Annotated in this window: 19 protein-coding genes; 9 read left to right on the top strand and 10 right to left on the bottom strand. The window is 54.5% G+C overall.

What is annotated here, in order from left to right; all coding sequences use genetic code 11:
• The first annotated feature begins 14 nt into the window (after positions 1–14).
• Entirely contained in the window at positions 15–314 is a 300-nt protein-coding gene (locus ACR0K5_RS21480; protein ID WP_480631590.1) for a hypothetical protein, read from the top strand.
• A gap of 100 nt (positions 315–414) precedes the next feature.
• Entirely contained in the window at positions 415–1,446 is a 1,032-nt protein-coding gene (locus tag ACR0K5_RS21475) for a sterol desaturase family protein (protein ID WP_480631589.1), read from the top strand.
• A gap of 116 nt (positions 1,447–1,562) precedes the next feature.
• Here the strand turns inward: ACR0K5_RS21475 and ACR0K5_RS21470 are convergent, their stop codons facing one another.
• Together ACR0K5_RS21470 and ACR0K5_RS21465 are read right to left on the bottom strand one after the other, a co-directional pair.
• Positions 1,563–2,699 (bottom strand): NADH:flavin oxidoreductase/NADH oxidase, encoded by a 1,137-nt coding sequence (locus tag ACR0K5_RS21470; protein WP_480631588.1) that lies wholly within the window; start codon positions 2,697–2,699, stop codon positions 1,563–1,565.
• Between the two features lie 216 nt (positions 2,700–2,915).
• A complete protein-coding gene (locus ACR0K5_RS21465; protein WP_480631587.1) occupies positions 2,916–3,368 on the bottom strand; it encodes an Lrp/AsnC family transcriptional regulator in 453 nt (150 codons plus the stop codon).
• A gap of 115 nt (positions 3,369–3,483) precedes the next feature.
• On the opposite strand from ACR0K5_RS21465, the gene ACR0K5_RS21460 reads away from it, so the two are divergent.
• The 3 genes from ACR0K5_RS21460 (at position 3,484) to ACR0K5_RS21450 (ending at position 9,946) form a co-directional block, all read left to right on the top strand.
• On the top strand, positions 3,484–4,683 hold the full coding sequence (locus ACR0K5_RS21460; protein ID WP_480631586.1) for a methionine gamma-lyase: 1,200 nt from the start codon (positions 3,484–3,486) through the stop codon (positions 4,681–4,683).
• Positions 4,684–4,697: 14 nt separating this feature from the next.
• Positions 4,698–7,091, top strand: coding sequence for a 1-deoxy-D-xylulose-5-phosphate synthase N-terminal domain-containing protein (locus ACR0K5_RS21455; protein WP_480631585.1), 2,394 nt, complete (start codon positions 4,698–4,700; stop codon positions 7,089–7,091).
• Positions 7,092–7,606: 515 nt separating this feature from the next.
• A complete protein-coding gene (locus ACR0K5_RS21450) occupies positions 7,607–9,946 on the top strand; it encodes a GcvT family protein (RefSeq protein ID WP_480631584.1) in 2,340 nt (779 codons plus the stop codon).
• Between the two features lie 440 nt (positions 9,947–10,386).
• On the opposite strand, the gene ACR0K5_RS21445 is transcribed toward ACR0K5_RS21450, so the two are convergent.
• The 7 genes from ACR0K5_RS21445 to ACR0K5_RS21415 all read right to left on the bottom strand — a co-directional run bounded on the left by ACR0K5_RS21445 (position 10,387) and on the right by ACR0K5_RS21415 (position 17,362).
• The gene (locus tag ACR0K5_RS21445; RefSeq protein ID WP_480631583.1) at positions 10,387–11,679 is read right to left on the bottom strand and encodes a TRAP transporter large permease; all 1,293 of its coding nucleotides are present in this window, start codon (positions 11,677–11,679) and stop codon (positions 10,387–10,389) included.
• A complete protein-coding gene (locus ACR0K5_RS21440; RefSeq protein WP_480631582.1) occupies positions 11,676–12,290 on the bottom strand; it encodes a TRAP transporter small permease in 615 nt (204 codons plus the stop codon). Before ACR0K5_RS21440 ends, ACR0K5_RS21445 begins: the two co-directional genes overlap by 4 nt.
• A gap of 84 nt (positions 12,291–12,374) precedes the next feature.
• Positions 12,375–13,379: a TRAP transporter substrate-binding protein DctP gene (gene dctP, locus ACR0K5_RS21435; protein WP_480631581.1), complete on the bottom strand. Its 1,005-nt coding sequence runs from the start codon at positions 13,377–13,379 to the stop codon at positions 12,375–12,377.
• Positions 13,380–13,583: 204 nt separating this feature from the next.
• Positions 13,584–14,063 carry a thioesterase family protein gene (locus tag ACR0K5_RS21430; RefSeq protein ID WP_480631580.1) on the bottom strand — a complete coding sequence of 160 codons (480 nt, stop codon included), beginning with the start codon at positions 14,061–14,063 and terminating at the stop codon, positions 13,584–13,586.
• Positions 14,060–15,091, bottom strand: coding sequence for a histone deacetylase family protein (locus ACR0K5_RS21425; RefSeq protein WP_480631579.1), 1,032 nt, complete (start codon positions 15,089–15,091; stop codon positions 14,060–14,062). The genes ACR0K5_RS21430 and ACR0K5_RS21425 overlap by 4 nt, the downstream gene beginning before the upstream one ends.
• Positions 15,092–15,095: 4 nt before the next feature.
• The gene (kce, locus tag ACR0K5_RS21420; RefSeq protein ID WP_480631578.1) at positions 15,096–16,025 is read right to left on the bottom strand and encodes a 3,5-dioxohexanoate:acetyl-CoA acetone transferase; all 930 of its coding nucleotides are present in this window, start codon (positions 16,023–16,025) and stop codon (positions 15,096–15,098) included.
• Positions 16,026–16,027: 2 nt separating this feature from the next.
• A complete protein-coding gene (locus tag ACR0K5_RS21415; protein ID WP_480631577.1) occupies positions 16,028–17,362 on the bottom strand; it encodes an aminotransferase family protein in 1,335 nt (444 codons plus the stop codon).
• A 109-nt stretch (positions 17,363–17,471) separates the two neighbouring features.
• Here ACR0K5_RS21415 and ACR0K5_RS21410 point away from each other — a divergent pair, with 109 nt between their 5' ends.
• From ACR0K5_RS21410 to ACR0K5_RS21395, 4 genes are all read left to right on the top strand, one after another.
• Complete coding sequence (locus ACR0K5_RS21410; protein WP_480631576.1) at positions 17,472–18,446, top strand: LysR family transcriptional regulator; 975 nt, start codon at positions 17,472–17,474, stop codon at positions 18,444–18,446.
• 28 nt (positions 18,447–18,474) lie between these two features.
• A complete protein-coding gene (locus ACR0K5_RS21405; protein WP_480631575.1) occupies positions 18,475–19,305 on the top strand; it encodes a carbon-nitrogen hydrolase family protein in 831 nt (276 codons plus the stop codon).
• 259 nt (positions 19,306–19,564) lie between these two features.
• On the top strand, positions 19,565–21,916 hold the full coding sequence (locus ACR0K5_RS21400) for an Orn/Lys/Arg family decarboxylase (RefSeq protein WP_480631574.1): 2,352 nt from the start codon (positions 19,565–19,567) through the stop codon (positions 21,914–21,916).
• 77 nt (positions 21,917–21,993) lie between these two features.
• Entirely contained in the window at positions 21,994–23,352 is a 1,359-nt protein-coding gene (locus ACR0K5_RS21395) for an amino acid permease (protein ID WP_480631573.1), read from the top strand.
• 30 nt (positions 23,353–23,382) lie between these two features.
• Here ACR0K5_RS21395 and ACR0K5_RS21390 read toward each other — a convergent pair whose 3' ends face one another.
• A complete protein-coding gene (locus tag ACR0K5_RS21390) occupies positions 23,383–24,903 on the bottom strand; it encodes a basic amino acid/polyamine antiporter (protein WP_480631572.1) in 1,521 nt (506 codons plus the stop codon).
• Between the last annotated feature and the right edge of the window lie 157 nt (positions 24,904–25,060).

Below are 25,060 nucleotides of genomic sequence, written 5' to 3'. Positions count from 1 at the left end.
TAGGTACGGCTGTCATGAAACGGACCCATACTTATGGCGGGTATCCCACGACGCGCAATCTGACGATTGCGGACATCAAAGCGGGCAAGCGCAAGCGCAAGTTTTTCAAGACTACGGCCGTGAACCGGATCGAGACGGCAACTACCGAAGCGACGGGGATAGATCATTTGTCCGTCGTCGATCATGATCTTGTTGAGATGCGCGCAGGTGCGCCCAACACCATTGCTACTGCTGCACTGATGGCCACCGAATATGAAACACGTCGGGACGTCTTGCCCGAGGTGATGGATAAGCGTCACCCGTTACACGAATAGGTCAAATCATGCATTGTCGGCCGTCACGCAAATACCCGTACGAGCCACCTCCGGTTCGGTCCTGAAAACAGGTAACTCTATTTCAGGAAAGGATAATCCCGTGACTACTACAGATGCGAACCCTCAGGGCACCACCACGGCGCGCACCGAACCCGGCCCCATGAGCCGTGAATGGCATTGGCACCCGGAATTGCCGGTGAAATACGCCCCCTATTGGAATTGGCCGCCGAAATTCGGCGTGCTGGGGACATGGGTCTGGCAGAACTGGCTACAGTTTTCGGATCGCTCAATTTATCTGGTATTGGCATTCCTTGTGGCCTTTTGGTTGCAACCCGTCGCGGCCGAACAGGCCTCGTTTTCTCCAGGCTGGATGTCGTGGGTATTCATCCGCAACTGGGTGCTGCTGCTGATCGTCGCTGGCGGCCTGCATATGTGGTTCTACGGGGTCGACGGGCAAGGAAAGTTGCTGAAATACGACCCACGGCCTTACATGAAGCGCAAAAATGCGCTGTTCAAGTTCGGCTATCAGACCTGGGACAACATATACTACTCTATGGTTTTTGGCGCGACGTTCCTGTCGCTGCTGGAGTGCTTTCTGCGCTGGATGTACGCCAACGGCTATATTGGCACGCTCAGCTTTGCGGCACATCCGGTCTGGTTCGTGTTGCTGTTCCCGATCCTGGCGATCTGGCAGAGCTTTCATTTCTACGTTGTGCACCTGTTCCTGCATCAGCCGTTCATCTACAAACATATCCATGCCGTGCATCACCGAAACGTCAACACTGGCCCATGGTCGGGTATGTCGATGCACCCGTTCGAGGCATTCGGGTATCTCAGCGCGATCCTGATCGTGGTGATCCTGCCCAGCAATCCGGTCCACATGATCTTTCTGGGCTATTGGCTGATGTTAGGTGCCGCGTCGTCTCATTCCGGGTATGAGGCCATCTGGGCTCGCGACCGTCAGGCATTGTTGATCGGCGCGTTTTTTCACCAGCTGCATCACCGCTATTACGAGTGCAATTACGGCAACGCAGAAATGCCCTGGGACAAGTGGTTCGGCACCTATCACGACGGCTCGGAAGAGGCGACTAAACGGACCCGCAACCGCAAACGTGAAATGCACGCCAAATAGAGCGGTATGCAACATGGTCAGTGCGCCAAAACTTTGCAGGGTGCTTTGTTCAGATGGCACGAGCCAAGTCGCTATGCCAGTGAGAAAGTCGCTGACATAACCGCCGTTTCAAGCGCTTACCTTAGCCCGAGTTTACTGAGTAACCGGTCTCGTTTCATCAACCACCATCCGGCCTCGATGGGCCAAAGCTCATGATTTGGCCCAAACTCTAAATGACTTGCAGCGTGTAATGGCCAATTCGGGTCATCCAGCAATTCTCGCGCCAATGCGATCATATCCGCCTTCCCTGTGGCCAGCAGACCTTCGCAAAACGCGGCATCCCACAGGAATCCGACAGCCATCGTCGCGATCTCTGCTTCACGACGAACTTCGGACGCAAACTCGGCCTGAAAACCTTCTGTAATTTTCATCCGGCGAGGACGATCCTTGCCGCCAATACCCCCGGATGAGCAATCAATCAGGTCCACGCCTTCCGCCTTGAGCATCCGGGCGATTTCGATGGTGTCATGGATTTCCAATCCACCATCGATCCAATCGGCCGCCGACAGGCGAAAGGCAAGCGGATAGCGCTCGGGCCAATGGGCGCGGATGGACCTGGCAACCTCGACGGCAAACCTTGCGCGGTTTTCACATGAACCGCCCCAGTGATCCGTTCGGACATTCGACAGAGGTGAAAGAAACTGATGAATCAGAAAGCCGTGGGCCGCATATACTTCGATGATCTTGAAGCCAGCCTCTGCCGCACGCTCGGCAGCAAAACCGAACGCTTCGATAACACGATTGATGTCTGCCTCTGACATCTCGGCAGGTGTAGGCCAACCGTCGGCATATGGAAGGGCTGATGGTCCGAAGACCGGCCACGGCGCTTCGCGACGTTCAATCTCATCTTCCGCGCCCACAGGAGTTTCTCCGTGCCATGGCCGGCGTTCGGACGCCTTTCGACCTGCGTGGCTCAATTGAATCCCCGGTACAGCCCCTTCCTGTTCCAGAAAGGCAGCGACCGGCTTCAATCGCTCAGCTTGCGCATCGTTCCATAGACCCAGATCTCCGTGGGTGCGGCGCCCATCCCGTTCAACGGCTGTCGCCTCAGCATAAACCAACCCGGCGCCGCCCATAGCGAACCGCCCAAGATGCACCATATGCCAATCGTTCGCAAAACCATCCTTGGCCCGATACTGACTCATCGGAGAGACCGCGATGCGGTTTTTGAATGTCACGCCTCTTAGCGTGAGGCGCGAAAACATGGTGGTCATAGAATCAGGATCCTGCGTTGCGCGTTCAGCAAGGCCTAGCAAGACCACGCTTTTCAGTGAAGCAGAATGCAAGAGCATCACATTTACGAAAAGCTGAGTTTGGAGCGAAATGGCTGCGTTTCAGCCAATGTCACGAAAACGTGTCTGTTTTTCCGGCCAGAGCATGCTTCAGGAGTATTTCCTCATCGCGGACTATGTCGAGCTCAAAACTATACGTCATGGCGGGAAAACCGCTGTCATTTTGACCGTTCCATAAACAAAGCTGGTATCGATCGAAGCAATCCCACCAATCGGATGAATTCTATGTCGAATGAACTCCTCGTATGCTTCGAGGTCCGATACCAACACCCGCAACTGGTAGTCCATCGCTCCGGTCAGAACGTGGCATTCAAGAACTTCGTCGATCATCCGAACGCGCTTTTCAAAGTTTTGCACGTCCGTTTCATTGTGCCGCTCCAACCGGATACGCACGAAAACTGTAATGCCTATCCCATATGCTGCAGCGTCCACATCGGCGCTATAGCCCTTTATGGTTCCGCTGGCTTCGAGGTTCTTGACCCGGCGCAAACACGGTGACGGAGACAGGTTCACCTCATCAGCCAGATCCTGGTTCGTCATACGACCGTCCCTTTGCAGCGCACGGATAATTTGTCTGTCCTTAGCGTCCATTTCTCCCTCGTGATTGGTATAATCTGCCAATAATTATAACCTTACTGGCATAATTCGCAACTAATTGCCCGGATTAAAGGTGCAAACTGGCCTCAACTTGAATCAGGAGCTTGTAATGACTCGTTCAACCGGATTTGCCACGCGCGCCATTCACTACGCTTATGACCCACTGGAAAACGACGGCGCACTTACCCCACCGCTACATTTGACGTCCACATTTTCCTTCGAGACCGCCGAAGCGGGCGGTGAGATGTTCGCAGGAGAACGCGCAGGTCATATCTACAGTCGCATTTCAAACCCGACATGTGACCTGCTTGAGCAGCGCATCGCCGTGCTTGAGGGTGCCGAGGCAGGACTGGCCCTTTCCAGCGGAATGGGGGCGATCACTTCTGTGCTGTGGACCCTTCTGTCGCCGGGTGACGAAATTATCGTCGACAAAACGCTTTACGGATGCACCTTCGCCTTCATGCGTCACGGTCTGGCAAAATGGGGGGTCACGATAACGCACGTCGACATGACAGACCCTGAGAACCTTAAAGCCGCCGTTTCCGAGAATACCCGCGTTGTCTACTTCGAAACTCCTGCAAACCCGAATATGCGTTTGGTGGACATCGCCGCCAATGCCGAGATTGCACATTCGGTTGGCGCGAAGGTCGTTGTCGACAACACCTATGCCAGCCCCTATCTGACCCGCCCGATCGAGCATGGGGCGGATATCGTCCTGCACTCTGCCACTAAGTACCTTGGCGGGCATGGTGACGTGGTTGCCGGTCTGGTTGTTGGAACCGCCGAGCAGATTGCCGAAATCCGTCTTGTCGGCATGAAGGACATGACCGGTGCCGTGATGGCACCTTTCAACGCGATGCTGATCCTGCGTGGTCTCAAGACACTGAATCTGCGTCTGGATCGTCACTGCGCATCTGCCAAGATCGTTGCCGACTTCCTTGAAGCACACCCCGCCGTTGGCGCAGTTTATTTCCCCGGGCTTGAGAGTTTCGCACAGCGTGATGTCGCACAGCGCCAGATGTCCCAACCCGGCGCCATGATTGCGTTTGAAATCAAGTCCGGCCTGTCTGGTGGAATTGCGTTCATGAACCGCCTGAGCATGATCCAGCGCGCGGTGTCCTTGGGTGATGCGGAAACCTTGATACAACACCCGGCATCCATGACCCACTCGACATATACCCCAGAGGAGCGGGCCGAGCATGGGATCAGCGATGGCCTGATCCGTCTGTCCGTCGGGCTGGAAGATGTCGAAGATATCCTTGCAGACCTGGAGCAAGCTTTGCCCTACCCTGCCCGCAGCACCGCCTGAATCCGGAGACCGCCATGCACATTGATCCCACCCAACTGAAGATCGTTGAACAGCGCCTGCTGTGGTTGTCGCATTGGATGATCCATCATGCTAACCACATCCGGCCAAAGGTGGATGGGATCAAGATCGGCGGTCATCAGGCATCGTCTGCTTCGATGGTGTCGATCATGACCGCGCTCTATTTTTCAGCCCTGCGGCCTGAAGACCGGGTGGCGGTCAAACCACATGCGTCGCCTGTTTTTCATGCGATGCAATATTTGATGGGCAATCAGACGCGCGAGAAGATGAAGAACTTCCGCGGGTTCGGCGGCGTGCAAAGCTATCCGAGCCGAACCAAGGATATCGACGATGTTGATTTCTCGACCGGATCGGTTGGTTTGGGTGTCGCGATCACCTCGTTTGCCTCGATCATTCAGGATTACGTCAAGGCCAAGAGCTGGGGGGTAGACGCCCCAATGGGGCGCATGGTGGCCCTTGTAGGTGATGCCGAACTGGACGAAGGCAATGTTTACGAGGCGCTGCAGGAAGGCTGGAAAAACGACCTGCGAAACACGTGGTGGATCATCGATTACAACCGACAGTCATTGGACGGTATCGTTCGGGAAGGGCTGTTCGAACGGATCGAGAAAATCTTCGATGCGTTCAGTTGGGATGTCGTTCGCGTGAAATACGGCGTCTTGCAGCGAGCAGCCTTTGCAGAGCCCGGCGGCGAGCGTCTGCGTGACTGGATCGATGCTTGCCCCAATCAGGTCTACTCTGCTTTGACCTTCATGGGTGGCGCGGTCTGGCGTCAGCGCCTCTTGGATGACCTGGGTGATCAGGGGGACGTGACCGCTCTGATCGAACGGCGCTCGGATGCAGAACTCGCTGCGTTGATGGAAAATCTGGGCGGCAACTGCGTGGAGACCATGGCCCAGACATTTGCCGCCGTGGATCATGATCGTCCCACGTGTTTTCTTGCCTACACCGTCAAAGGATGGGGCACACCCATTGCAGGCCACAAGGACAATCACGGCGGGTTGATGAACAATAGTCAGTTTGCCGCGTGGCAGTCGCATATGGGTGTGCCCGAAGGCGAGGAATGGGAGCCTTTTGCAACGGTGCAAGAGCCAGACGCGCTCAAGGATTTTCTGGCCAGTACACCGTTCTTTGCCAAAGGTCCGCGTCGCTTTTTTGATGACAAGCTGGAAGTGCCGCCGATCGAGGTCGACACCAGCCGCGAAATCTCGACCCAGATGGCGTTTGGCAAGATCCTTGACGATCTGTCAAAGGGTGACAGCCAATTGGCTGACCGTGTCGTGACAACCTCACCAGATGTCACAGGCACCACGAACCTCGGTCCCTGGGTAAACAGGCGCAAACTATTTGCCCGATCCGAGCAGGCCGACGCCTTCATTGAACACCGCATCCCATCAACTGCGAAATGGGAGTTCACGCCGAAAGGGCAACATATCGAGCTCGGCATCGCCGAAATGAATCTAATGCTACTTCTGGGCGCGGCAGGTCTGTCGCATTCCCTGTTCGGCAAACGATTGATCCCGATCGGCACCGTCTATGATCCCTTTGTTAGTCGCGGTCTCGATGCGTTGAACTACGCATGTTATCAGGATGCACGCTTTCTTTTGGTTGGCACACCGTCAGGCGTCACACTTGCGCCTGAAGGCGGAGCACATCAATCCGTTGGCACACCTCTGATCGGGATGAGCCAGGACGGGCTGGCCGCATTCGAACCCGCCTTCGCTGATGAGTTGGCAGTGATCATGGAATGGGCCTTCGACTATCTGCAACGTGACGGCGAAGGGCAACCGGACGAGCGCACCTGGCTGCGCGATGAAACCGGAGGGTCCGTCTATCTGCGCCTGACAACCAACCCGATTGAACAACCGGGCAAACGCGCAGACGACGAGTTTCGTCAAGGTGCCATCGATGGGGCCTACTGGTTGCGGAAACCGGGACCCAATTGCGACGTTGTAATCGCTTATCAAGGGGCGGTCGCGCCGGAAGCAATCAAGGCCGCCGGCATGATTGGTGAAGGCCGCCGCGATATCGGTGTTTTGGCCGTGACTTCGGCTGATCGGTTAAATGCCGGGTGGACGGCCGCACAACGAGCGCGATCGCGCGGCAACACGGCTGCACTTTCTCACATCGAAACTCTGATGTTTGGGCTGCCGCCGCACTGCAATCTGGTTTCTGTTATTGATGGGCATCCTGCGACGTTGTCATGGCTGGGCGCTGTGCGTGGACATCAGACCATTCCGATGGGCGTTGAACATTTCGGTCAGACCGGAACAATCAGCGATCTCTATCGCCACCACCGCATTGACGCCGAGGCCATCGTCGAGAAAGTGAATGGATTGACAGATGGGAAAGAAATATTCCAGCGAAACACATCGCTGCAAAACGTATAATCCCCAAAGCTGATTGGCACCGGTCCCTTCGTTTGAATGGAACGAAACCTAGCGGGAGCGATCCGATGGCCATTGCGAAAAGGTGTAAACGGCAATCGATTGAAGATCGAAAGACAGGCCGTAAAGAGCAGCGCCTGGCCGCTCAAAGTAAAACTAGGATTCGGCTGTAGTAACGCTCCATCGGTGTACGTCGTTGAATTTGGACGACCGTCTTTTTGCTTGGCGTTTGGTAAGCTCTATAGGTCGTACAGAAAGCGTATTGGCGAGGATCAATTGCTCAACCGCCTGTGAAGCTTCGAAGCCCCGCTTTTATTCCTTGAAGAACGCCCGCCGTGTCGCATTCCGCTCAGACAATACGATAGAGAGCGTTTCAGAATTCACCGACATTGCGTCGGTCCGAAATTAATTCCGTCAATTCTCAACATAGCCCGATGCGTCCTAACAGCCGGAAACCGTTCAGAAAAATGAAACACATTCCTTCACACGCATCCGTTGTCGTCATTGGGGGCGGAATCATGGGGTGCTCCACCCTTTACCATTTGGCTAAAATGGGTGTCAGCGACGCCATTCTGCTGGAACGGAACAAACTCACGTCCGGAACAACCTGGCATTCTGCGGCCCAAGTTCGCGCATTGCGTCATTCCCGCAACCTGACCCGAATGATCCAATACTCGGTGGACCTGTACAGCCAACTGGAAGAAGAGACCGGCCAGAATGTCGGCTGGATTCAAAAGGGTTCATTATCCATCGCCACGACACCTGACCGGCTGACACACATAAAACGGCAAGAAGCTCTGGCACATGCCTATGGGATTGAGGCCTATTCCGTTTCTGCGGACGAAGCCAAGGAACGCTGGCCCCTCATGAATGCCGAAGACGTTCTGGGTGCTGTGTGGTCTCCGGGTGATGGCCGCGTGTCTCCCAGCGATGTTTGCGCGGCGCTGATCAAGGCAGCGAAAAACCTTGGCGCCCGACTGTTTGAGAACACAGGCGTCACCGGCGTCCTGACTGAAAATGGCAAGGTTATTGGCGTTGAAACTACACAGGGAACAGTGAACTGTGACGCAATCGCAGTTTGCGCAGGGCTTTGGTCGCGTGAACTGGGAGCTATGGCAGGAGCAGAGGTTCCAATACAAGCTTGTGAGCATTTCTACATGCTGACAAAGTCGATCGATGGCCTGATTGGCAACATGCCAACACTCAGTGACCATGACAATCACCTGTACATTCGTGACGATTCCGGTGGCTTGCTGGTCGGGTGTTTTGAACCAAGAGGCAAACCCATCAAGCCAGGCATTTTGGACGAGAACTTTGCATTCGGCCTGCTTCCCGAGGATTGGGATCACTTTGAACCCATGATGATGAACGCACTTCACCGTCTGCCAGCCCTTGAAACGGCCGAGGTCAAAATGCTGTTGAATGGGCCTGAAAGTTTCACGCCGGACGGTACGTTCATGTTGGGTGAAACAGCCGAGACCAGGGGCCTGTTTCTGGGATGTGGAATGAACTCGGTTGGTATCGCCTCGGGCGGTGGCGCCGGGATGAATCTGGCGCATTGCATTGTACACGGTCACACAGCCTATGACTTGGCCGAAGCTGATGCCAAGCGTTTCGCTCCGGTATTCAACTCGATTGACCACCTGATGGCCCGTGCCCCAGAAATTCTGGGTACGCATTATGACATTGCGTATCCCGGCAAACAGCTTTCGACAGCCCGCGACCTGCACGTCTTGCCTCTTGATAAAGAATATCGAGAGGCGGGCGCGCATTTTGGCCAGTTCTACGGTTGGGAAAGACCCTTGTATTTCGGAAAGACGTCTGAACCGACGTTATGCTTCGACCGCCCGGACTGGTTTGAGAACGTTCGGGACGAGGTCACCGCAGCACATGAAAAGTCGGCAATTTTCGATTTATCGTCCTTTGGAAAAATCGATGTCAAAGGCCCCGACGCCGAAGCGTTTCTGTTGTATACCTGTGCCGGGTACATGGCGCGCAAACCCGGTTCGGTGATCTACAGCGCGGTCCTGAATGTGCGTGGAACGTTCGAATCCGATATCACTGCTCAGCGCATCGCCGATGACCACTATCGCCTGTTTGTGGGGACTGCGGCCATCAAACGAGACCTGACCTGGTTCCGGCGCCATTCCGTAGGCTTTGACGTTCGGCTGACTGACTGCACCAAGGACTACGCGGTCTTTGGCCTCATGGGCCCCGAGGCCGCGCGGATCGCCGCCGAGCTGGGTGCCGCCGAGCTTAACGATCTGGGGTATTTCAAACATGGCGAGGCCCAAATCGCAGATCACCACGTTCGCGCAGCACGCTTGTCGTATGTCGGTGAAGCCGGGTGGGAGATCACCTGCCACGTGGAAGACGCGCGAGAGATCTATGCAGCGCTCACGGCAGCCGGCGCCACACCAGCAGGCATGTTTGCTCAGACTTCGATGCGGATCGAAAAAGGCTTCTGTGCCATGGGACACGAGTTGGACGGGGATATCACTCCGATCGAAACAGGGCTGGAATTTGCGACACGGAAATCTGACGGTTTCATCGGGTTTGAAGCGATGGAAAAACGCCGTGCGGAAGGCGTAGTTTCACGGGTGATTTCACTTGTTCTGAACGATGAAGAGGCCGTACCACTGGGGCACGAACCGATATATTTGGGTGACGAGATAATCGGCCAGACGTCGTCTTGCGTTTATGGGTATCGCATTGGCAAACCCGTCGCTTTGGCGCACGTTTCACGCCCTGTCGGCGATGGAACAAAAGTCAGAATCGATATCGCGCGGGTATTGTATGATGCGACTGTTGTCTGCGGCCCCGTGTTCGATCCCCACGGTTCCAGAATGAAACCTTAAGCCGCGAAGTGGGCCTGGCGTGTGAAAATGCCAACGCGAACCAACCCTCTGCCACCACTATATTCAGGCTCTGCTTTCCAGGTGCCCGGTTTTTCGAAGCTCCAGCAGATATGCAGTTATCGCAAAGCGAATATGCAATTTTTTATGGTACACGCGCCGCACATCTTTACCTATCTGCTAAGAGTATCGACATCTCCTGTGAAGGATCAAGGCAATGAAAGCCATTGTAAAAGACTCTCTGGGTATCGTGGCTTTGGTGGCAGCAGCCGGATCGTTTATTGGTCTGCACTCTTGGCTGTATGTCCTGTGACGTTTCCCTTGCAGCTGACCCGCTTTAGGCAGGGCAGTTTGTAGAACCCGGTGTTCAGAAACAGTGACGATCTGAACACGATAAAGGCGCCCTGAGACAGGGCGCCTTTTTACGTGTCTTTGATGATCCTTTACCGGCTGAGGAGTAAGTCCGGCAGCCACAAAGCGAGTTCAGGAATGAACGTGGTCAACATCAGGGTCGGCAGCCATGCGAACACGATGAAGACCAGGGTCGGCCACAGCATCTTGGACACTGGTGTGTCGCAGATTTGCGCTCCGAGATAGAGCAGCGGCGCGGTGGGTGGCGTGATGTTGGCCATCCCAAGATTGACACCGATGATCGCCGCAAAGTGGATTGGGTCGACCCCTACACTCTGTGCGATCGGTAGCAGTATTGGCGTGGCCAGCAGCAAACCGGAAATATCGTCCATCAACATGCCGATCAGGATCATGACAACGTTGATCATCAACAGAATCACAATCGGGTTGTCCGACACCGAATAGACCATATCCTTGGCCAATTGCGGAGCGCCCTGTGAGATCAGATTGTCCGACACAATCAGCACCATGAAAATCATCACCATGACCACACCAATGGTCACGCCCGAGTTCTGGATAGTCTGCGCCAGAGTTTTCCAGGTCAGGCCACGATAGAAATAGATCGCAACTGGGATCGCATAACAGACAGCGATGCCTGCGGCCTCGGTCGGGGTCATGATACCCCCGTAGATGCCACCCAGAATGATGATCGGCATCATCAGCGCAGGCCCTGCCAGGCGGCCCTGGCCCAGTAGTGCAGGCATGAACGGATTAGGGCGTTCTGTCAGTTGGATATCATCATACTTCCGCAGCATGAACTGGTTGGTAATGATCAAAAGCGTGATCAGGATGATCGCGGGGATGACCGTCGACAAGAAGCACTTCAGAACGTGCTGCTGTGCCACCCAACCATAGAGGATGTGTGATGAACTGGGCGGGATCAAAAGGCCCAGCGGACTTGCCGACACGATTAGGGCCGCGGATTGCCCTTTTGGGTAATTCGCCTTCTTCAGGTGCGGCATCATGATACCGCCGATGCAGGTCAGTGTCGCGTTCGCGCTGCCCGAGATCGAGCCGAAGACACCACAGGCCAGCACCGATGCTGCGTTCAAACCACCCTTGATGTGGCCAATGAACATCTCGGCCAGCGCTACCAGAGGTGCTGCAATCCTGCCTTTCTCCATGATACCGCCGGCAATCATGAAGAGCGGGATCGCCAACAGAACCAGAGAGCGGATCCCGGTCGCTCCGGTCGGCAAGTAGCCGGTGATAGACTGATCCCCGACCATGGCGATGAAGATCAGGACCGCTCCGAATGCCACATAGACGCTGACGCCCAACAAGAGCATCAAGCAAACAATAATAAGACTTCCGCCGATAATCATTTCGCGGCTCCTTTAAGGGTTTCGGACCGCAGGGGAAGCCCGAGCCCCTTTCGGATGTGCACGTAAAGATACGCAGCAGTGAACATCGCCATGAAGCCAAATGCGCACATGATTGCAATGCGCCAGGAAACAAATGGTATGCGCAAGACCGGCGTTGACCTCAGCCGTGGGAACGCGAAGTCGTCCAGCAGCGACACGTAGCAGGCGTAAAACATAAAGAGGATTACAAGCAGTTCGACCAACAGCACCACGAATCCGCGCCACCAGATCATTCGAGGGTTATGGATCACGATGCCCAGGATGTCGGCGTTGATGTGCAGGTTGCGTGCAGATGCCAGAACTGCTCCGGCAAAAAAGCCCACAATCGAGAAAGCCAAAAGCCATTCTTCATAGGCAAAAAGATCGCCGCTAAATCCATATCTGATCACGACAACAGCACCAAAGGTGAAGGCCATCAGGAAACCACAAGCCATCACAATTTGCCGCATGACAAATGCAATCGCTTTCATGGGATAGCCGATGATCGGTGGAAGTTCGTCCGTGATTTTCTGCGGTTTATCTGCGTCGTCGTCGCCGACATACGTCGTCATGTCATCTTTCTCAATCGACATGCCTGTCCCCCCGCTTTTTTCTTTTTTGTGGGTATATAGCGAAAGGGCCGGCAGTTTTGCCGGCCCGATTGGTTGTGTTGACTATCAGTTTTTGCTGGCCAGCAGACGGTCGATCACATCCTGACCGACGCTCTGGGCCATCATCGGCCAGATGTTCTCCTGGATATGGGCAGCCATAGCGGCCTGCTCTTCGTCGTTCAGGCTCAGGATGGTATAGCCTTTTTCGACCAACTTCTCTCCAAACGCCGCATCGTTGTCGCGGTTATACTGGAAGAAGTCGTCCGACGCCTTGGTCATGGCGGCCTGCAGCACTTCGCGCTGCTCGTCGCTCAACTTGTCCAGAGTACGCTGCGACGCGTAGAAAGTGGTCAGCTCCGAGATCGAGTTGTATTCCACGAAATGCGTACCAACGTCCGACTGGGCGAAGATCGAGTAGGTTGCCGTTTTGGTGCAGCAGATCGCGCCATCAACGATTCCGGACTGGATCGCAGGGAAGATATCACCCCAGGCCATGGTCGTGGCCTGATAGCCCAGCGCTTCTACCATGGCTTTCACGGCTGGAGACGACCACACACGAATGTTCATGCCTTTGTCGTCGAAGGTGTTCCAGTTGGTCGGTTCTTGAGTAGCCACGATGCCAACAAACCCTTCCGGGTTCTGGGCCATCACGCTCACACCGTACTCGTCGGTGATCTCCTGCAAGATCTTGTTATATTCGGAATCCATGTTGCGCATGATGTTGTTCATGTCGTCCCAGCCACCCACAAGGAACGGCATCGACAGAAATTCCAGGCGCGGGTCAGTGTCGGCATAGATAAACGCTGCCGCCAGATCGATGTTACCCCGGGCCACATCTTCAAACAGCGCTTCGCCCGAGCCAAGCTGATTGGCCGGGAATACTTCGATTGTCAGTCCGACATCTGCGGCAGCAACATCCGCAGCCACCTGCTCCATCATCTTGGTGCCCTGATGGTCAATCGGAAACACGCCGGCAAAGCGCAGTTTCATGTCTTCTGCCAGCGCAGCAGTGGATATCAGCGCGCTTACAGCACCCAACATCAGGCCCTTGGTAACTTTTGTGAAGTTCATCTAGTTTTCTCCCAGTTAGCGGTTTTTCTTCTGCTTAATAGCTTTTGCTGACCGCTGCAAATTGTTGCGTTTGGTCACACTATGCGAACACATATCGCAGTGCAATTTGATTCAAGGCTCGTTTTTGCTTGGATCGGCTTCCTCTCTGTTTAGGACGTTTTTCTGGGTGTAGATTTTGGTGCCCAGGACCGAAAACGCGATCCACTATCGTCGCGCCAGACCGATTGGCCGACCAATCTGGGTAGGGCGGGCAATCGGTTTGTGTGCAGTCACCAGCGCAGCGATACGGCTCTGAATGTCTGCCGGATAGGGGGTGGAACGCCGCGTTCCGTGATCGACATTCATAAGAACCTGCTCCATCACGCAGACAGTTTCTTGATCTTTCAACCGGATCATCGAGCCCACTATATGCAGGCGTTTGGCGTCCGCATCCAACATTAGGAACCTGCAGAAAAACTTATCCCCGGCCAAAAGCTCACCCAGGTAGTGGACGTGATTTTGCAGCGCAAATGGCCCTGCATTGAAGGCCTCCGCATAGCTTGGGCCAACGCCAAGCTCTTGATCCAGCATGACATCCAGCGCCTCGTCAAAGGCCATCACGTAATAGGCCAAATTCATGTGACCGTTATAGTCAATCCACGCTTCAGGCACCTGACGAGGCTCTGATGTGATCCCGTTTGTCATGCGGCGTCGCCCTCGTAGCCGCGCAGGAATGCATGCAGGTTGTCACCCAGTTCATCACACAGATACCCGCCCTCCTGTACAATTACTGTGGGCAGGTTGAGCGCCGCGAGCATTTTTGCCATCTCGGTAAAACCCGGCGTTGAGACGGCAAGACCCCCAAAGGGATCTCGCTCGAAGGCGTCGAGGCCGAGCGCGATTACGATTGCGCCGGGGGCAAAACTCCTGACATGGGTCAGGCCATCGCGGAGGCCTTTCATAAACCCTTCGTCCCCGGTACCGCGTGGAAGCGGAATGTTCAGATTGTAACCATGCCCAGCGCCTTCGCCGACCTCATGGGCATGGCCCCAGAAGAACGGATAGAACCGCGCGGGATCTGCATGGATCGACAAGGTGAACACGTCATCGCGCGCGTAGAATATGCCTTGCGTTCCGTTTCCATGGTGCAGATCAACATCGATGATCGCCACACGCTCGTGGTATTGCCGCAGACGCTGTGCAGCAATGGCGCTGTTGTTGAGGTAACAAAACCCACCCGCGAGATCGGCAAAACAATGATGCCCGGGCGGGCGGCAAAGCGCATACGCCACGTGATCCCCGTCCAGGACGGCCTGCGTTGCTGACACGGCGCAATTGGCCGACCAACGAGCTGCTTCCCAAGTATGTTCGCCTATCGGGCAGGACATGTCAGTGATGTGGAAACCCGCCTGCCCGACAGCCGAGAGCGGATAACTGGCAGTGCGACGGTCTGGGTGAATATTTGGGAAAATCTCCGGCGCGGCATCCGGGATGCGTTGCCAGCGCTCATAGACCGTGGACAGGAATTTCACATAGGCAGGGCTGTGCACCGCCGCGATGGGATCAAGACCGTGGTCCATTGGCGCACGCAGTTCGTGCCCGCCCGCTGCCACCCCCGAACGCAGGCGTTCCATGCGTTCCGGCATTTCGGGGTTGGGTTGCATGACACCGTTCACGAGAAACCCGCTTGGATTATGCTGTTCCTGCCGTTCTTGATCTACAAACACTTTCATAAGTTCAGAACCCTACCTTGTCTGCACCCTTGAGGTTGAGGATTTCACGCGTCTCAGCGGGCGTGGCGATTTCATATCCCAGTTCTTCCAGAACTCTCCGGATTTTGGCGACCTGCTGGGCGTTGCTATTGGCCAACTGCCCGCGCCTGATCATCAGGCTGTCTTCAAGACCCACACGCACGTGTCCACCTAAAATCGTGCTCATCGTGCCCAACGTCATCTGCTGACGCCCTGCAGCCAGGGTCGAAAACTCATAGGCGTCACCCAACAGACGATCCGCCGTTTCCTTAAGGTACATCAGGCTGTGCGGGCTGGCATCGATTCCGCCAAGCACCCCCATGACGAATTGCAAAAACACTGGCGGGACAAGGCTTTTCTGCTTCAAATAGAATGCGATCGTCTGAATATGGCCGACGTCATAGCATTCGCATTCGAACCGCGCACCTGCCTCTTCGCCCAACATCCGAAACACGGTTTCGATGTCGTGGAAGGTGTTTTTGAACACCGTGTCGCGGGTGTTTTCGAGGAAAGCTTCCTCCCAGTCATGGGTCCAGTCTGAGTACCGGTCTTTCATCGGAAAAAGCCCGAAGTTGATCGACCCCATGTTGAGCGAACACATCTCGGGTGCCAGTTCTGCCGGGGCTGACAGACGCTGCTCCACACTCATCTGAGAGCTGCCGCCGGTCGTCAGGTTGATAACCGCGTCCGTTGCATCCTTGATCCGCGGCAGAAACTGGCGGAAAACACTGATGTCGGCGCTTGGGCGCCCGTTTTCCGGATCGCGTGCATGCAGGTGCAGGACCGAAGCGCCTGCCTCTGCCGCCTCAATCGCAGAAGTCGCAATCTCTTCGGGTGTCACGGGCAGATGAGGGCTCATGCTGGGCGTGTGGATCGAGCCCGTTACGGCGCAGGTGAGAATGATCTTTTGCGTCATGATTATGCTTCCAGTCCAAATTCCCAGGCTAAGACCCCAAGACTGTCATCAAGAATGGTCAGGATTTCGCCTATTTGCGGTTCGGTCACGATCATCGGCGGACATATGAGGAAATGATCACCTTCCACGCCGCCGCGAGTACGGCGCGAATAGGTGATGAGGTTGCGCTCGTAACAGATTTCCACAAATCGCTCGAAAGCTTTCAACTCCTTGGGCAGCGGTGCCATCGTGTTCCGGTCCGAGACCAGCTCGAATGCCGTCAGCAACCCTTTGCCACGCACGTCGCCAATAAACGCATAGCGCTCCATCAGATCGCGGAGTCCGGCCATCAGCACATTGCCCATGACACTGGCATTGGTCATCAGATCAAGCCGGTCGATCTCGGCCATCACGGCCAGCCCGGCAGAACAGGCCAGTGGATTGCCCGCATAGGTATGCCCATGCGCAAACCCACCTGCATCCAGAACAGTGTCAACCATCGCTTCGTCCGCGATCATCGCCCCTAGCGGCGCATAGCCCGCGCCAAACCCCTTGGACAAAGCAACAAGGTCCGGTCGCACGTTCCAATGTTCGGAGGCCAGGAAGGTTCCGGTTCGCCCAACCCCAGACATCACTTCATCCATAATCAGTAAAACGCCGAACTCGTCACAGATTTCGCGAATTCTTCTGTAATAGCTGTCGGGGGCCACCAGCGCCCCGGTGGATGCGCCGCCTACGGGTTCCATCGCAAAGGCCAGTACGCTCTCGGGCCCCTGCGCGATGATTTCGTCCCGCAGCATCTCGGCATATTTGAGCCCGCGTTCGTGATCCGAAAGGTTATCACGATCCAGGTAACAGGTTGGCGCGGGGATTTTCGGCATGTCTTTGTAAAGCGGTGCAAACGCATTCGTCAGCGGCCCATAGCCGGTGATCGCCAGCGCTCCAAGTGTGCCGCCATGATAAGATGGAAAGCGCGAAATCACCTTCCAGCGATCCCCCTGCCCTGAAGCTACCGCCCATTGTCGCGCGAATTTCACACAGGATTCCACGGCCTCTGATCCGCCCGAGACAAAGAATATCTTGTTCAGTCCGGCAGGCATTCGGTCGGCAATCGCTGTGGCCAGATTTTCCGCCGGGGCATTTTCGAAGTGCAGCCTGTAGGCAAAAGTAGCGCTGTCCATTTGCGCTTTCATCGCAGCCAGAACACGGGAGTTAGAATGGCCGATGTTACTGACCATGGCCCCCGATGATCCATCGATATACCGTTCACCATTCTTGCCCCAGATATAGATACCTTCCGCGCGCTCGACCTCGGGGCGACGCGTTCGACTTTGATAGAACAGGTTTGAAGTCTTCACAGGATTTCTCAATTCGACAGATTCAGTTGGGTGAAGTGATGACCAAGCTTGTGTTCGAATGCAGTGTGGCGCAAATAGATAATACTTGTGGTTGTTATTGATGAGATCAATGAAGAACGCTGCCGATCAAGAAAAGCTGATCCGTGAGTTGGATTGGAATCTGCTGCGAACCTTCGTGTTCGTCGTCCAGGAAGGCAGCATCACGCTTGCCGCCAAACGCCTGATGCGCCGCCAGCCTTCAGTCAGCCAAGCGCTCCAGCGATTAGAGACCCGGCTAGGCACGCAGTTGATCGACCGAAGCCCGTCACATTTCCGCGTTACCCCTGCAGGAAAACGCCTCTATCAGGAATGCCTCGACGTGTTCGGCAGTCTGGCCCGAGCAATCCAGAGCGCGCAGGGCACCGAAGACATCGTGACAGGCACGGTGAGGCTTGCGCTGCTCAGCCGGATCGAAAATGAATTCTTCGACCAGGTCCTGTCGGATTTCAGCCGTCAGAATCCTGAAGTCAGCTTTGACGTAGAGGTTATGTCCAGCAGAGCCGTACGGCAGGCAGTGTTGGAAAAATCCGCGTCACTTGGGGTGTGTCTGATCCACGACCCGCACCCGGATTTGCAACACGAAGTGCTGTACCGCTCTTTTTTCGGCTTTTACTGCGGCCCCAGTCACCCTTTGTTTGGACAACGCAACCTTTCGCTGGACGATCTGCGAGGTCATTCGTCAGTTTCGTTCCGAACTGACCAGCTATGGGATGCGCTGCGCCCCGTGGCGTTGCTGCGTGCGCAACATAAGCTCGACAACAAGGTGATCGGCTACACCTCAGATCTGGGCGAAGCTCAGCGGATGATCGGCGCGGGCCTAGGGTTCGGACCCCTCCCGACCCATGTGGCCGAAAGGCTCGTCAGGCGCGGTAAGCTATGGCGCCTGCCGCCCTATGAAAATGCTCCGGCGATTGACATTCACTTGATTCACCATAAAAGCGCCCGGCTGAACCGGGCAGAACACGCCATACTTGAGATGTTCCAATCCCGACTGAGGACTGCAACCCTCGACGAACGCAGCGATAGTGCTGGCATGACGGGATAACACGATAACTAAGGGCGAAAGAAAAGCAATGACCTCAAATGACACCCTGTCCATTCTGGCTTGTCAGATCGAAATCCCTGCCACGGATAGCGCCGCAGCGCGGGACGCCCACCTTGCATCATCTGCTGCAAAGGTGCGGGCGCAGCTGAATTCACAACCTTCAGACCTTGTGGTTCTGCCTGAACTGTCCAGCATCGATTATTCCCGCGCCGCCTTCGGCAGGCTTGACGAAATTGCGGAACCACTGGATGGGGCATCGTTTTACACTTGGCAGGCTGTTGCCGTTGAGTTTGGCGTGCACGTGTCCTACAGCTTTGCGCGCAAGGGAACAGACGGTACTCATATTTCCATTGCGGTTGTCGCGCCCGACGGCACATTGGCCGGGTATTATGACAAACTACATCTTTGCCAATACGGCGCTTCGATGGAAAAGGAATACTTCATCTCTGGTGATCACATATTTACGTTCCAAATCAACGGCATAACAATCTCCCCCATCATCTGCTACGACATCCGGATACCCGAGCTTTCGCGCATCCTGACCCTTAAGCACGGTGTTGAGCTCATATTGCATTGCGGTGCCTACTATCGAGACGAGTCCTTTGACACCTGGCACAGCTTTGCCAAAGCACGTGCGATGGAAAACCAGGTTTTCTTCTTGTCGCTGAACCGGGCGGGGAAGACCTGGGGAAACTCAATCTTTTGCCTGCCTTGGATGGATGAGAACACCTTGCCTGTGCGATTTGCAGACACAGATGAAGACTTCCGCCATTTGACAATTACCAAAGAACAACTGTTGAAAGCGAGGGAAGACTATACGTTCCTGAAAGACCGGTTGGCAGATTACAACGCGCTCTGAAAGAGATACACTGAGACTTTCGATCAAAAACTATGTCGCCGTCATTCCGACGACATAGTTTCAGCCCCAAATGCCAATAGTTTGCGACACATCCACCTTAGGGGCTCCACCCAAAAATCGTCAGAAATTGTTGCATGTTATTTGGAATACAGGCAGCGTTGACCGAATTGGGGAAGAATATTTAAGACCCTGAGATCATCCATTTGCGACGATCTCACTTTCAATGCTGGATAGTATATCCTTAAGCAGGAGCAAGGTCATGGAATACAACAGGCTTTTTCAGCTATTTGTTGTTCACAGCGAATTAGAGGACGAAACTGTTTCCGGACGGCTGCTACGGGCAATAATACGCGCAGTGCGGGACCGTGGCTATGAGGTTTTTACCGCGCAATCCACGGAACAGGCCAAGTTCCAGATTCAGAATGATGCTTCCATTGCGTGCTTTCTGATTGGCTGGGACAGTGGCGACCAAAGTCTGAACACAGTGGAAATACTGGATTCCATCCGCTATCGAGGGTTGGAAGCACCCGTTTTTCTTTTGACCGAACGACATCAGATTTCAGACCTTAGTGACAGTGTACTAGAGCAAATTCGCGGCACTGTATTTCCGCAGGAAGACACTCCGGATTTTATCGCAAAATATGTCCTCCGCGCTTACCGTGAATACATAGAGGGCCTCAAAACACCGTTCTTTGGCGGTATGATCGACTACGTCGAAGCAGGTAATCAGATGTGGCTCGCTCCGGGTCACAATGGCGGTATCTTCTACGAGAAAAGCCCGATTGGTCGTGTCCTGTTCGACTATCTCGGCGAGAATTTCTGGCGGGCGGATTTCAATTTTGTGCCGGATTTGGGCGATATTTTCGGGCCGACAGGTCCGTTTCTGAAAGCCGAACAGCAGGCAGCAGAGATTTTCGGCGCGGATCGCACATATTTCGTTCTGAACGGGAGTTCGACATCGAACAAAATGGTCAACGGCTCTCTGGTGGCACCGGGCGATCTGGTCTTGTTTGATCGCAACAACCACAAGTCTCATCACCATTCTGCTTTGATGCTGAATGGCGGCATACCGGTCTATCTGCCCGATGATCGAAACTCGTTTGGTATGGTGGGCCCGATTGAGTTTGACGCTTTAGACGAAGACAAATTGCGACAGCAGATCCGGGACAACCCTCTGGTGACCGATCCGAACGCCTGGAAAAAAGACCGGCCGTTTCGGGTCGCATTGCTTGAAAACTGCACCTATGACGGCACCATTTATCAGGTTGAAACGATCCGCGAAAAGCTGGGACATCTGTGCGATTACCTTCTGTTTGATGAGGCCTGGGGCGGCTTCATGCGGTTTCATCCGATCTATCAGAACCGATACGCCATGGGGCTGGAAAATTTGGGCAAAGACGATCCCGGAGTGTTCGCCGTGCAATCGACGCATAAACAACTGGCAGGTATGTCACAGGCGTCGCAGTTCCATGTAAAGGACAATCATCTCAAGGGTCTGGACCGGCGTGTCAATCACAAGCGGATCAATGAAATCTTCATGATGCACACATCGACATCGCCATTCTACCCGATGTACGCATCACTCGATGTCGGCGCTCAGATGATGAAGGGCAAAAACGGTACATTCCTATGGGACGAAGCGCTGCGCCTTGGCATCGACATTCGAAAAAAAGCCCGGGAACTGGCCCGCGGATTCAGGGAAGATGACAGCGATCCCAAGAAAAACTGGTTCTTCGATCCGTTTGTTCCTGACAAAGTCACTATCACGAACTCCGACCATTGCGAAAACATGAGCGACGTAAGGTGGGAGGATTTGCCAACCGATCTGCTGGTCAATGAACAGCAATGCTGGTGGTTCCGCGAAGGCGCGAACTGGCACGGATACACCCGGATCGTGGATGGTTACGCCATGGTCGATCCGACAAAGATGCTGTTCCTGACACCGGGCGTTGACCGAAAGACCGGCGATTATCAGGAATGGGGCATACCAGCCGCGATACTGGGTGCCTTCTTGCGAAGCCGTGGTATTGTTCCCGAGAAAACAGATTTCAATTCAATCCTCTTCCTGCTGACGCCGGGGCTGGAACGAAGTAAGGCGGGCACTTTGTTGGCTGAACTCGTCAGCTTCAAGCGTTTGTTCGACGCGAATGCTCTGGTTGAAGAAGTTTTGCCCGATCTGATCCGGGATTTCCCTGACCGTTATTCCGGTATGCACATTCAGGAACTCGCTCAGGGCTTGCACGATCTCTACAAAAGGCGCAACGCTAAGGCATTGCAGAAGAAGCAGTTTCAGCAAGCGCATTTTCCGGAACTGGCAATGAGCCCCCATGATGCACACTGCGCGTTTATCGCCAATCAGGCCGATTATGTTCCGATGTCGGAAGTAAAAGGCAGGGTCGCGGCCACTTTGGCTCTGGTTTATCCGCCCGGTATCGGCGTCGTGGTTCCAGGCGAACGTTACGATGATCGCGCACAGCCGCAAATCGACTACTTTATGCTGTTCGAAGAAACCGAAAATCAGTTTCCAGGTTTCGAGAACGAAGTTCAGGGTGTCTATCGCGAAGAAGTGGACGGCGCAATTCGCTATTACACCTACGTCGTTAAGGAATAGATCAATGGAATCCAGTAAATCTTGAGTTACCATTCCCTGAGATCCCAAAGGACGTCATCAAATAACGCGGAGGCTCCGTGACTACGGGAAATCAACCCGCAGAAAAGACAACTGAAACAACGACCGGTGACAAATCACTTGGGGTCTGGACCTGTACAGCGTTGGTTGTGGGTAATGTTGTGGGATCGGGTTTCTTTTTGGCGCCCGCCGCCCTGGCACCTTACGGAACAGTGGCCGTAATCGGATGGATCGTGATGTCCATTGGCGCATTGTGCTTGGGTCTGGTGTTTGCCCGACTTAGCCGGATTGCACCTGAAACTGGCGGACCTTACGCATATGCCCGGCTTGGGTTTGGTGATTTCGCAGGGTTTCTTGTGGCCTGGGGGTATTGGATATCGATCTGGGCAGCGTTGCCTGCCATCGCCATTGCAGCGACGGATTATCTTCAGGTATTCATACCCACGCTCAAGGGATCGCCGGGTATGAAAGCCGTCATATCGCTTGGGTTGATCATCGGTGTGGCCTGTCTCAATCTTGCGGGCACAAAGGAGGCCGGGCGGTTTCAGCTGATAGTGGTTGGCTTGAAGCTCATCCCGTTCATGGCCGTGTCTTTCCTGGGATTGTTCTGGGTTGATTGGGAACAGTTTACGCCTGTTAATCCGACGCCCATGTCGTTTTTCCTGGCTCTGGCTGCGACGGCGCCGTTCATTATGTTCGCTTTTTCGGGCGTCGAATCCGCCACGGTTCCTGCCGGTGACGTCAAAAACCCACAAAAAACCATCGCAATTGCAACCATTACAGGAACATTGATAGCCGCCGCGCTGTATACCTTTGGAACGCTTTCCGTGATGGGTATTGTAGGCCGATCTGCCCTGGAACACTCAAGCGCGCCGTTTTCTGATGCCGCAGATCTTATGTGGGGAAGCTGGGCCAGTTATGTCATTGCCGCGGCTGCGGTACTGTCTTCACTGGCAGCGCTCAACGGTTGGACAATGGTAATGGGGATGGTACCGCTGGCAGCCGCCCGCCATGGATTGTTGCCGCCCGTATTTTCCGAACTGAACCGCAAGGGTGTTCCGGCCAAAGGAATCATCATTTCGGTTACACTGGCTGCGGCGACGCTGATGCTGCAATCATCAGGATCCAAGGCTCTGATCAGCATCTATGAGTTCGTGGTCCGCCTGTCGACCGTCGCCGATATGGTGCCATATGTATTCTGCTGTTTTGCCGAAGCCATTATACTGTTGGTTTTGGGTAAACGTCAGGGTTACCTGAACCCGAAAACCTATCTGCCGGTGGCAGCGATCGCTTTTCTGTTTTCGATGGTCACGATTTTCGGCGCCGGAGCTGAAGCGGCAATGTGGGGCTTGTTGCTGCTGCTTACCGGATTGCCGGTTTATGTCCTGATCCGGACAAAGTGGGCAAACAGAAAATGAGGCGCGGTTTGCCTTTCGACAACAATCGGCTCACGCACTATAAACTTGTGGCAAACGTCCATCGAACAGCATCCATACTGCGACCATGGCAAGGGTCATCAACAAAGCTGCAACAAACAGTTCCACCTTGTTAAAGGCAGGTTCACGATGGGTGTCTTCGCGGCGCGCCCATACAAAAACCGGTACGCCAATCGTATAGATGATCGCACCGGCAAGCATGAACTGCACGCCAGCCGCAAAGACCAGCCAGAACCCATAAAGTGTCGCCAGTACGCTCACGATGAGGGCTGTACGTTTGCCAATCTGTGCGGTTTCTGGATATCCACCTGTCCACATCAGTTTCCAAAGGAACGCCGCCGAACCAATATAGGCGGGCAGAACGACCACTCCGGTGATTGACAACATCACGTTCCACGCATTGTCAGAGAAATACACCAATATCATCGCGGCTTGCATGATGAAGGTAGATACCCACAAAGAAACCGAAGGGATGCCTGCGTGATTGGTCTTCGCAAACAGCTTTGGAAATGTACCATCTTTGGCGCAAGCCCACGGCAATTGCGCAACAAGCAACGTCCAAACCAGCCAGGAACTGAGCAAAGCTATGATAACGCCCAAGTTGATAAATACTTCCCCCCCCAGTCCGACAAGACTGCCAAGGATCGCAGCAGTTGACGGTGGTGCCAATTGCGACAATTCACCCTGAGACAAGACACCAAATGGCAGGATCGAGACCAGTACAAACAGGCCTGTCGCCACGAGAAATCCGAGCAATGTTGCCCGGCTTACGGTTGCTGCATCGGCCTTGTCGGACATGACAACCGCGCTCTCAATCCCGATATACATCCACAGTGTGACCAGCATCGTGCTTTTCACCTGATCCAGTATACTTCCCAGAGGTTTGTCATGAACCTGACTATCTGCGACATTCCCCCAGAAGTCCGAGATGAAAAGACCTTTCCCAATCGAAAAATAGCTGACAATCAAAAGGAACAAGATCAGGGGGACGAATTTCGCGATCGTCCCTATGTTGTTCAATATGGCTGCTCCGCTCGTGCCGCGCATGACCAGAAAGCACATTCCCCAGATGATTGCAGAGGCCGCCAGAATGGCTTGCCAGGTATTGCCGCCCTGAAAGTATGGGGGAAAGAAATAGTTCAGGGCATCCATGAGCAAAACCGCATAGCCCACGTTGCCAAACACGACGGACAGCCAGTACCCCCACGCAATCAGAAACCCGATCAGCCTTCCGAAACCGGCCCTTGAATACATGTAAATGCCCGAAGTCATCTCAGGACGAATGTCCGCCAGCACCTGAAAGCTCCGGGCGAGGAAGAAAATGCCCAACCCCGAGACGACCCAGGCGATCAGAATTGCCCCAAGGCCAGCGGATGCGGCCATGTTCTGGGGGATATTAAACACACCTCCTCCGAACATGGCGCTGACAACAAGTAGCGTCATCGCAAATAGGCCAAGTTTCTTGACCTCTGGAGATTTTGATGAAACCGCGCTTGAAGATTTAGAAGTGTCAGAGTGTTTAGCGTTTGACATGGTTCTCTGTTCTTCCGCGGTGAATTTGAAATCCCAATTGGACCGTGCCGGGCAATCCGGCTTTGAACTAGGGTCAGGATTCATAACCAGTAGATGACAGTTGCCGCAAGAGCTATGGCTGAGAGGAAGACCTGAGGACATCGGTCATAGCGAGTTG

The sequence above is a fragment of the Ruegeria sp. AB9 genome, assembly GCF_056542585.1.
Note: the sequence above shows the minus strand (reverse complement) of the source record. Positions and strands in the feature narration are given on the sequence as shown.

What these genes read in the sequence shown, in the direction of transcription:
- ACR0K5_RS21480 (WP_480631590.1), top strand. Translation starts at nt 15, where the DNA reads ATGAAACGGACCCATACTTATGGCGGGTATCCCACGACGCGCAATCTG.
- ACR0K5_RS21470 (WP_480631588.1), bottom strand. Translation starts at nt 2,699, where the DNA reads ATGACCACCATGTTTTCGCGCCTCACGCTAAGAGGCGTGACATTCAAA.
- ACR0K5_RS21465 (WP_480631587.1), bottom strand. Translation starts at nt 3,368, where the DNA reads ATGGACGCTAAGGACAGACAAATTATCCGTGCGCTGCAAAGGGACGGT.
- ACR0K5_RS21460 (WP_480631586.1), top strand. Translation starts at nt 3,484, where the DNA reads ATGACTCGTTCAACCGGATTTGCCACGCGCGCCATTCACTACGCTTAT.
- ACR0K5_RS21455 (WP_480631585.1), top strand. Translation starts at nt 4,698, where the DNA reads ATGCACATTGATCCCACCCAACTGAAGATCGTTGAACAGCGCCTGCTG.
- ACR0K5_RS21450 (WP_480631584.1), top strand. Translation starts at nt 7,607, where the DNA reads ATGGGGTGCTCCACCCTTTACCATTTGGCTAAAATGGGTGTCAGCGAC.
- ACR0K5_RS21445 (WP_480631583.1), bottom strand. Translation starts at nt 11,679, where the DNA reads ATGATTATCGGCGGAAGTCTTATTATTGTTTGCTTGATGCTCTTGTTG.
- ACR0K5_RS21440 (WP_480631582.1), bottom strand. Translation starts at nt 12,290, where the DNA reads ATGTCGATTGAGAAAGATGACATGACGACGTATGTCGGCGACGACGAC.
- dctP (WP_480631581.1), bottom strand. Translation starts at nt 13,379, where the DNA reads ATGAACTTCACAAAAGTTACCAAGGGCCTGATGTTGGGTGCTGTAAGC.
- ACR0K5_RS21430 (WP_480631580.1), bottom strand. Translation starts at nt 14,063, where the DNA reads ATGACAAACGGGATCACATCAGAGCCTCGTCAGGTGCCTGAAGCGTGG.
- ACR0K5_RS21425 (WP_480631579.1), bottom strand. Translation starts at nt 15,091, where the DNA reads ATGAAAGTGTTTGTAGATCAAGAACGGCAGGAACAGCATAATCCAAGC.
- kce (WP_480631578.1), bottom strand. Translation starts at nt 16,025, where the DNA reads ATGACGCAAAAGATCATTCTCACCTGCGCCGTAACGGGCTCGATCCAC.
- ACR0K5_RS21410 (WP_480631576.1), top strand. Translation starts at nt 17,472, where the DNA reads ATGAAGAACGCTGCCGATCAAGAAAAGCTGATCCGTGAGTTGGATTGG.
- ACR0K5_RS21405 (WP_480631575.1), top strand. Translation starts at nt 18,475, where the DNA reads ATGACCTCAAATGACACCCTGTCCATTCTGGCTTGTCAGATCGAAATC.
- ACR0K5_RS21400 (WP_480631574.1), top strand. Translation starts at nt 19,565, where the DNA reads ATGGAATACAACAGGCTTTTTCAGCTATTTGTTGTTCACAGCGAATTA.
- ACR0K5_RS21390 (WP_480631572.1), bottom strand. Translation starts at nt 24,903, where the DNA reads ATGTCAAACGCTAAACACTCTGACACTTCTAAATCTTCAAGCGCGGTT.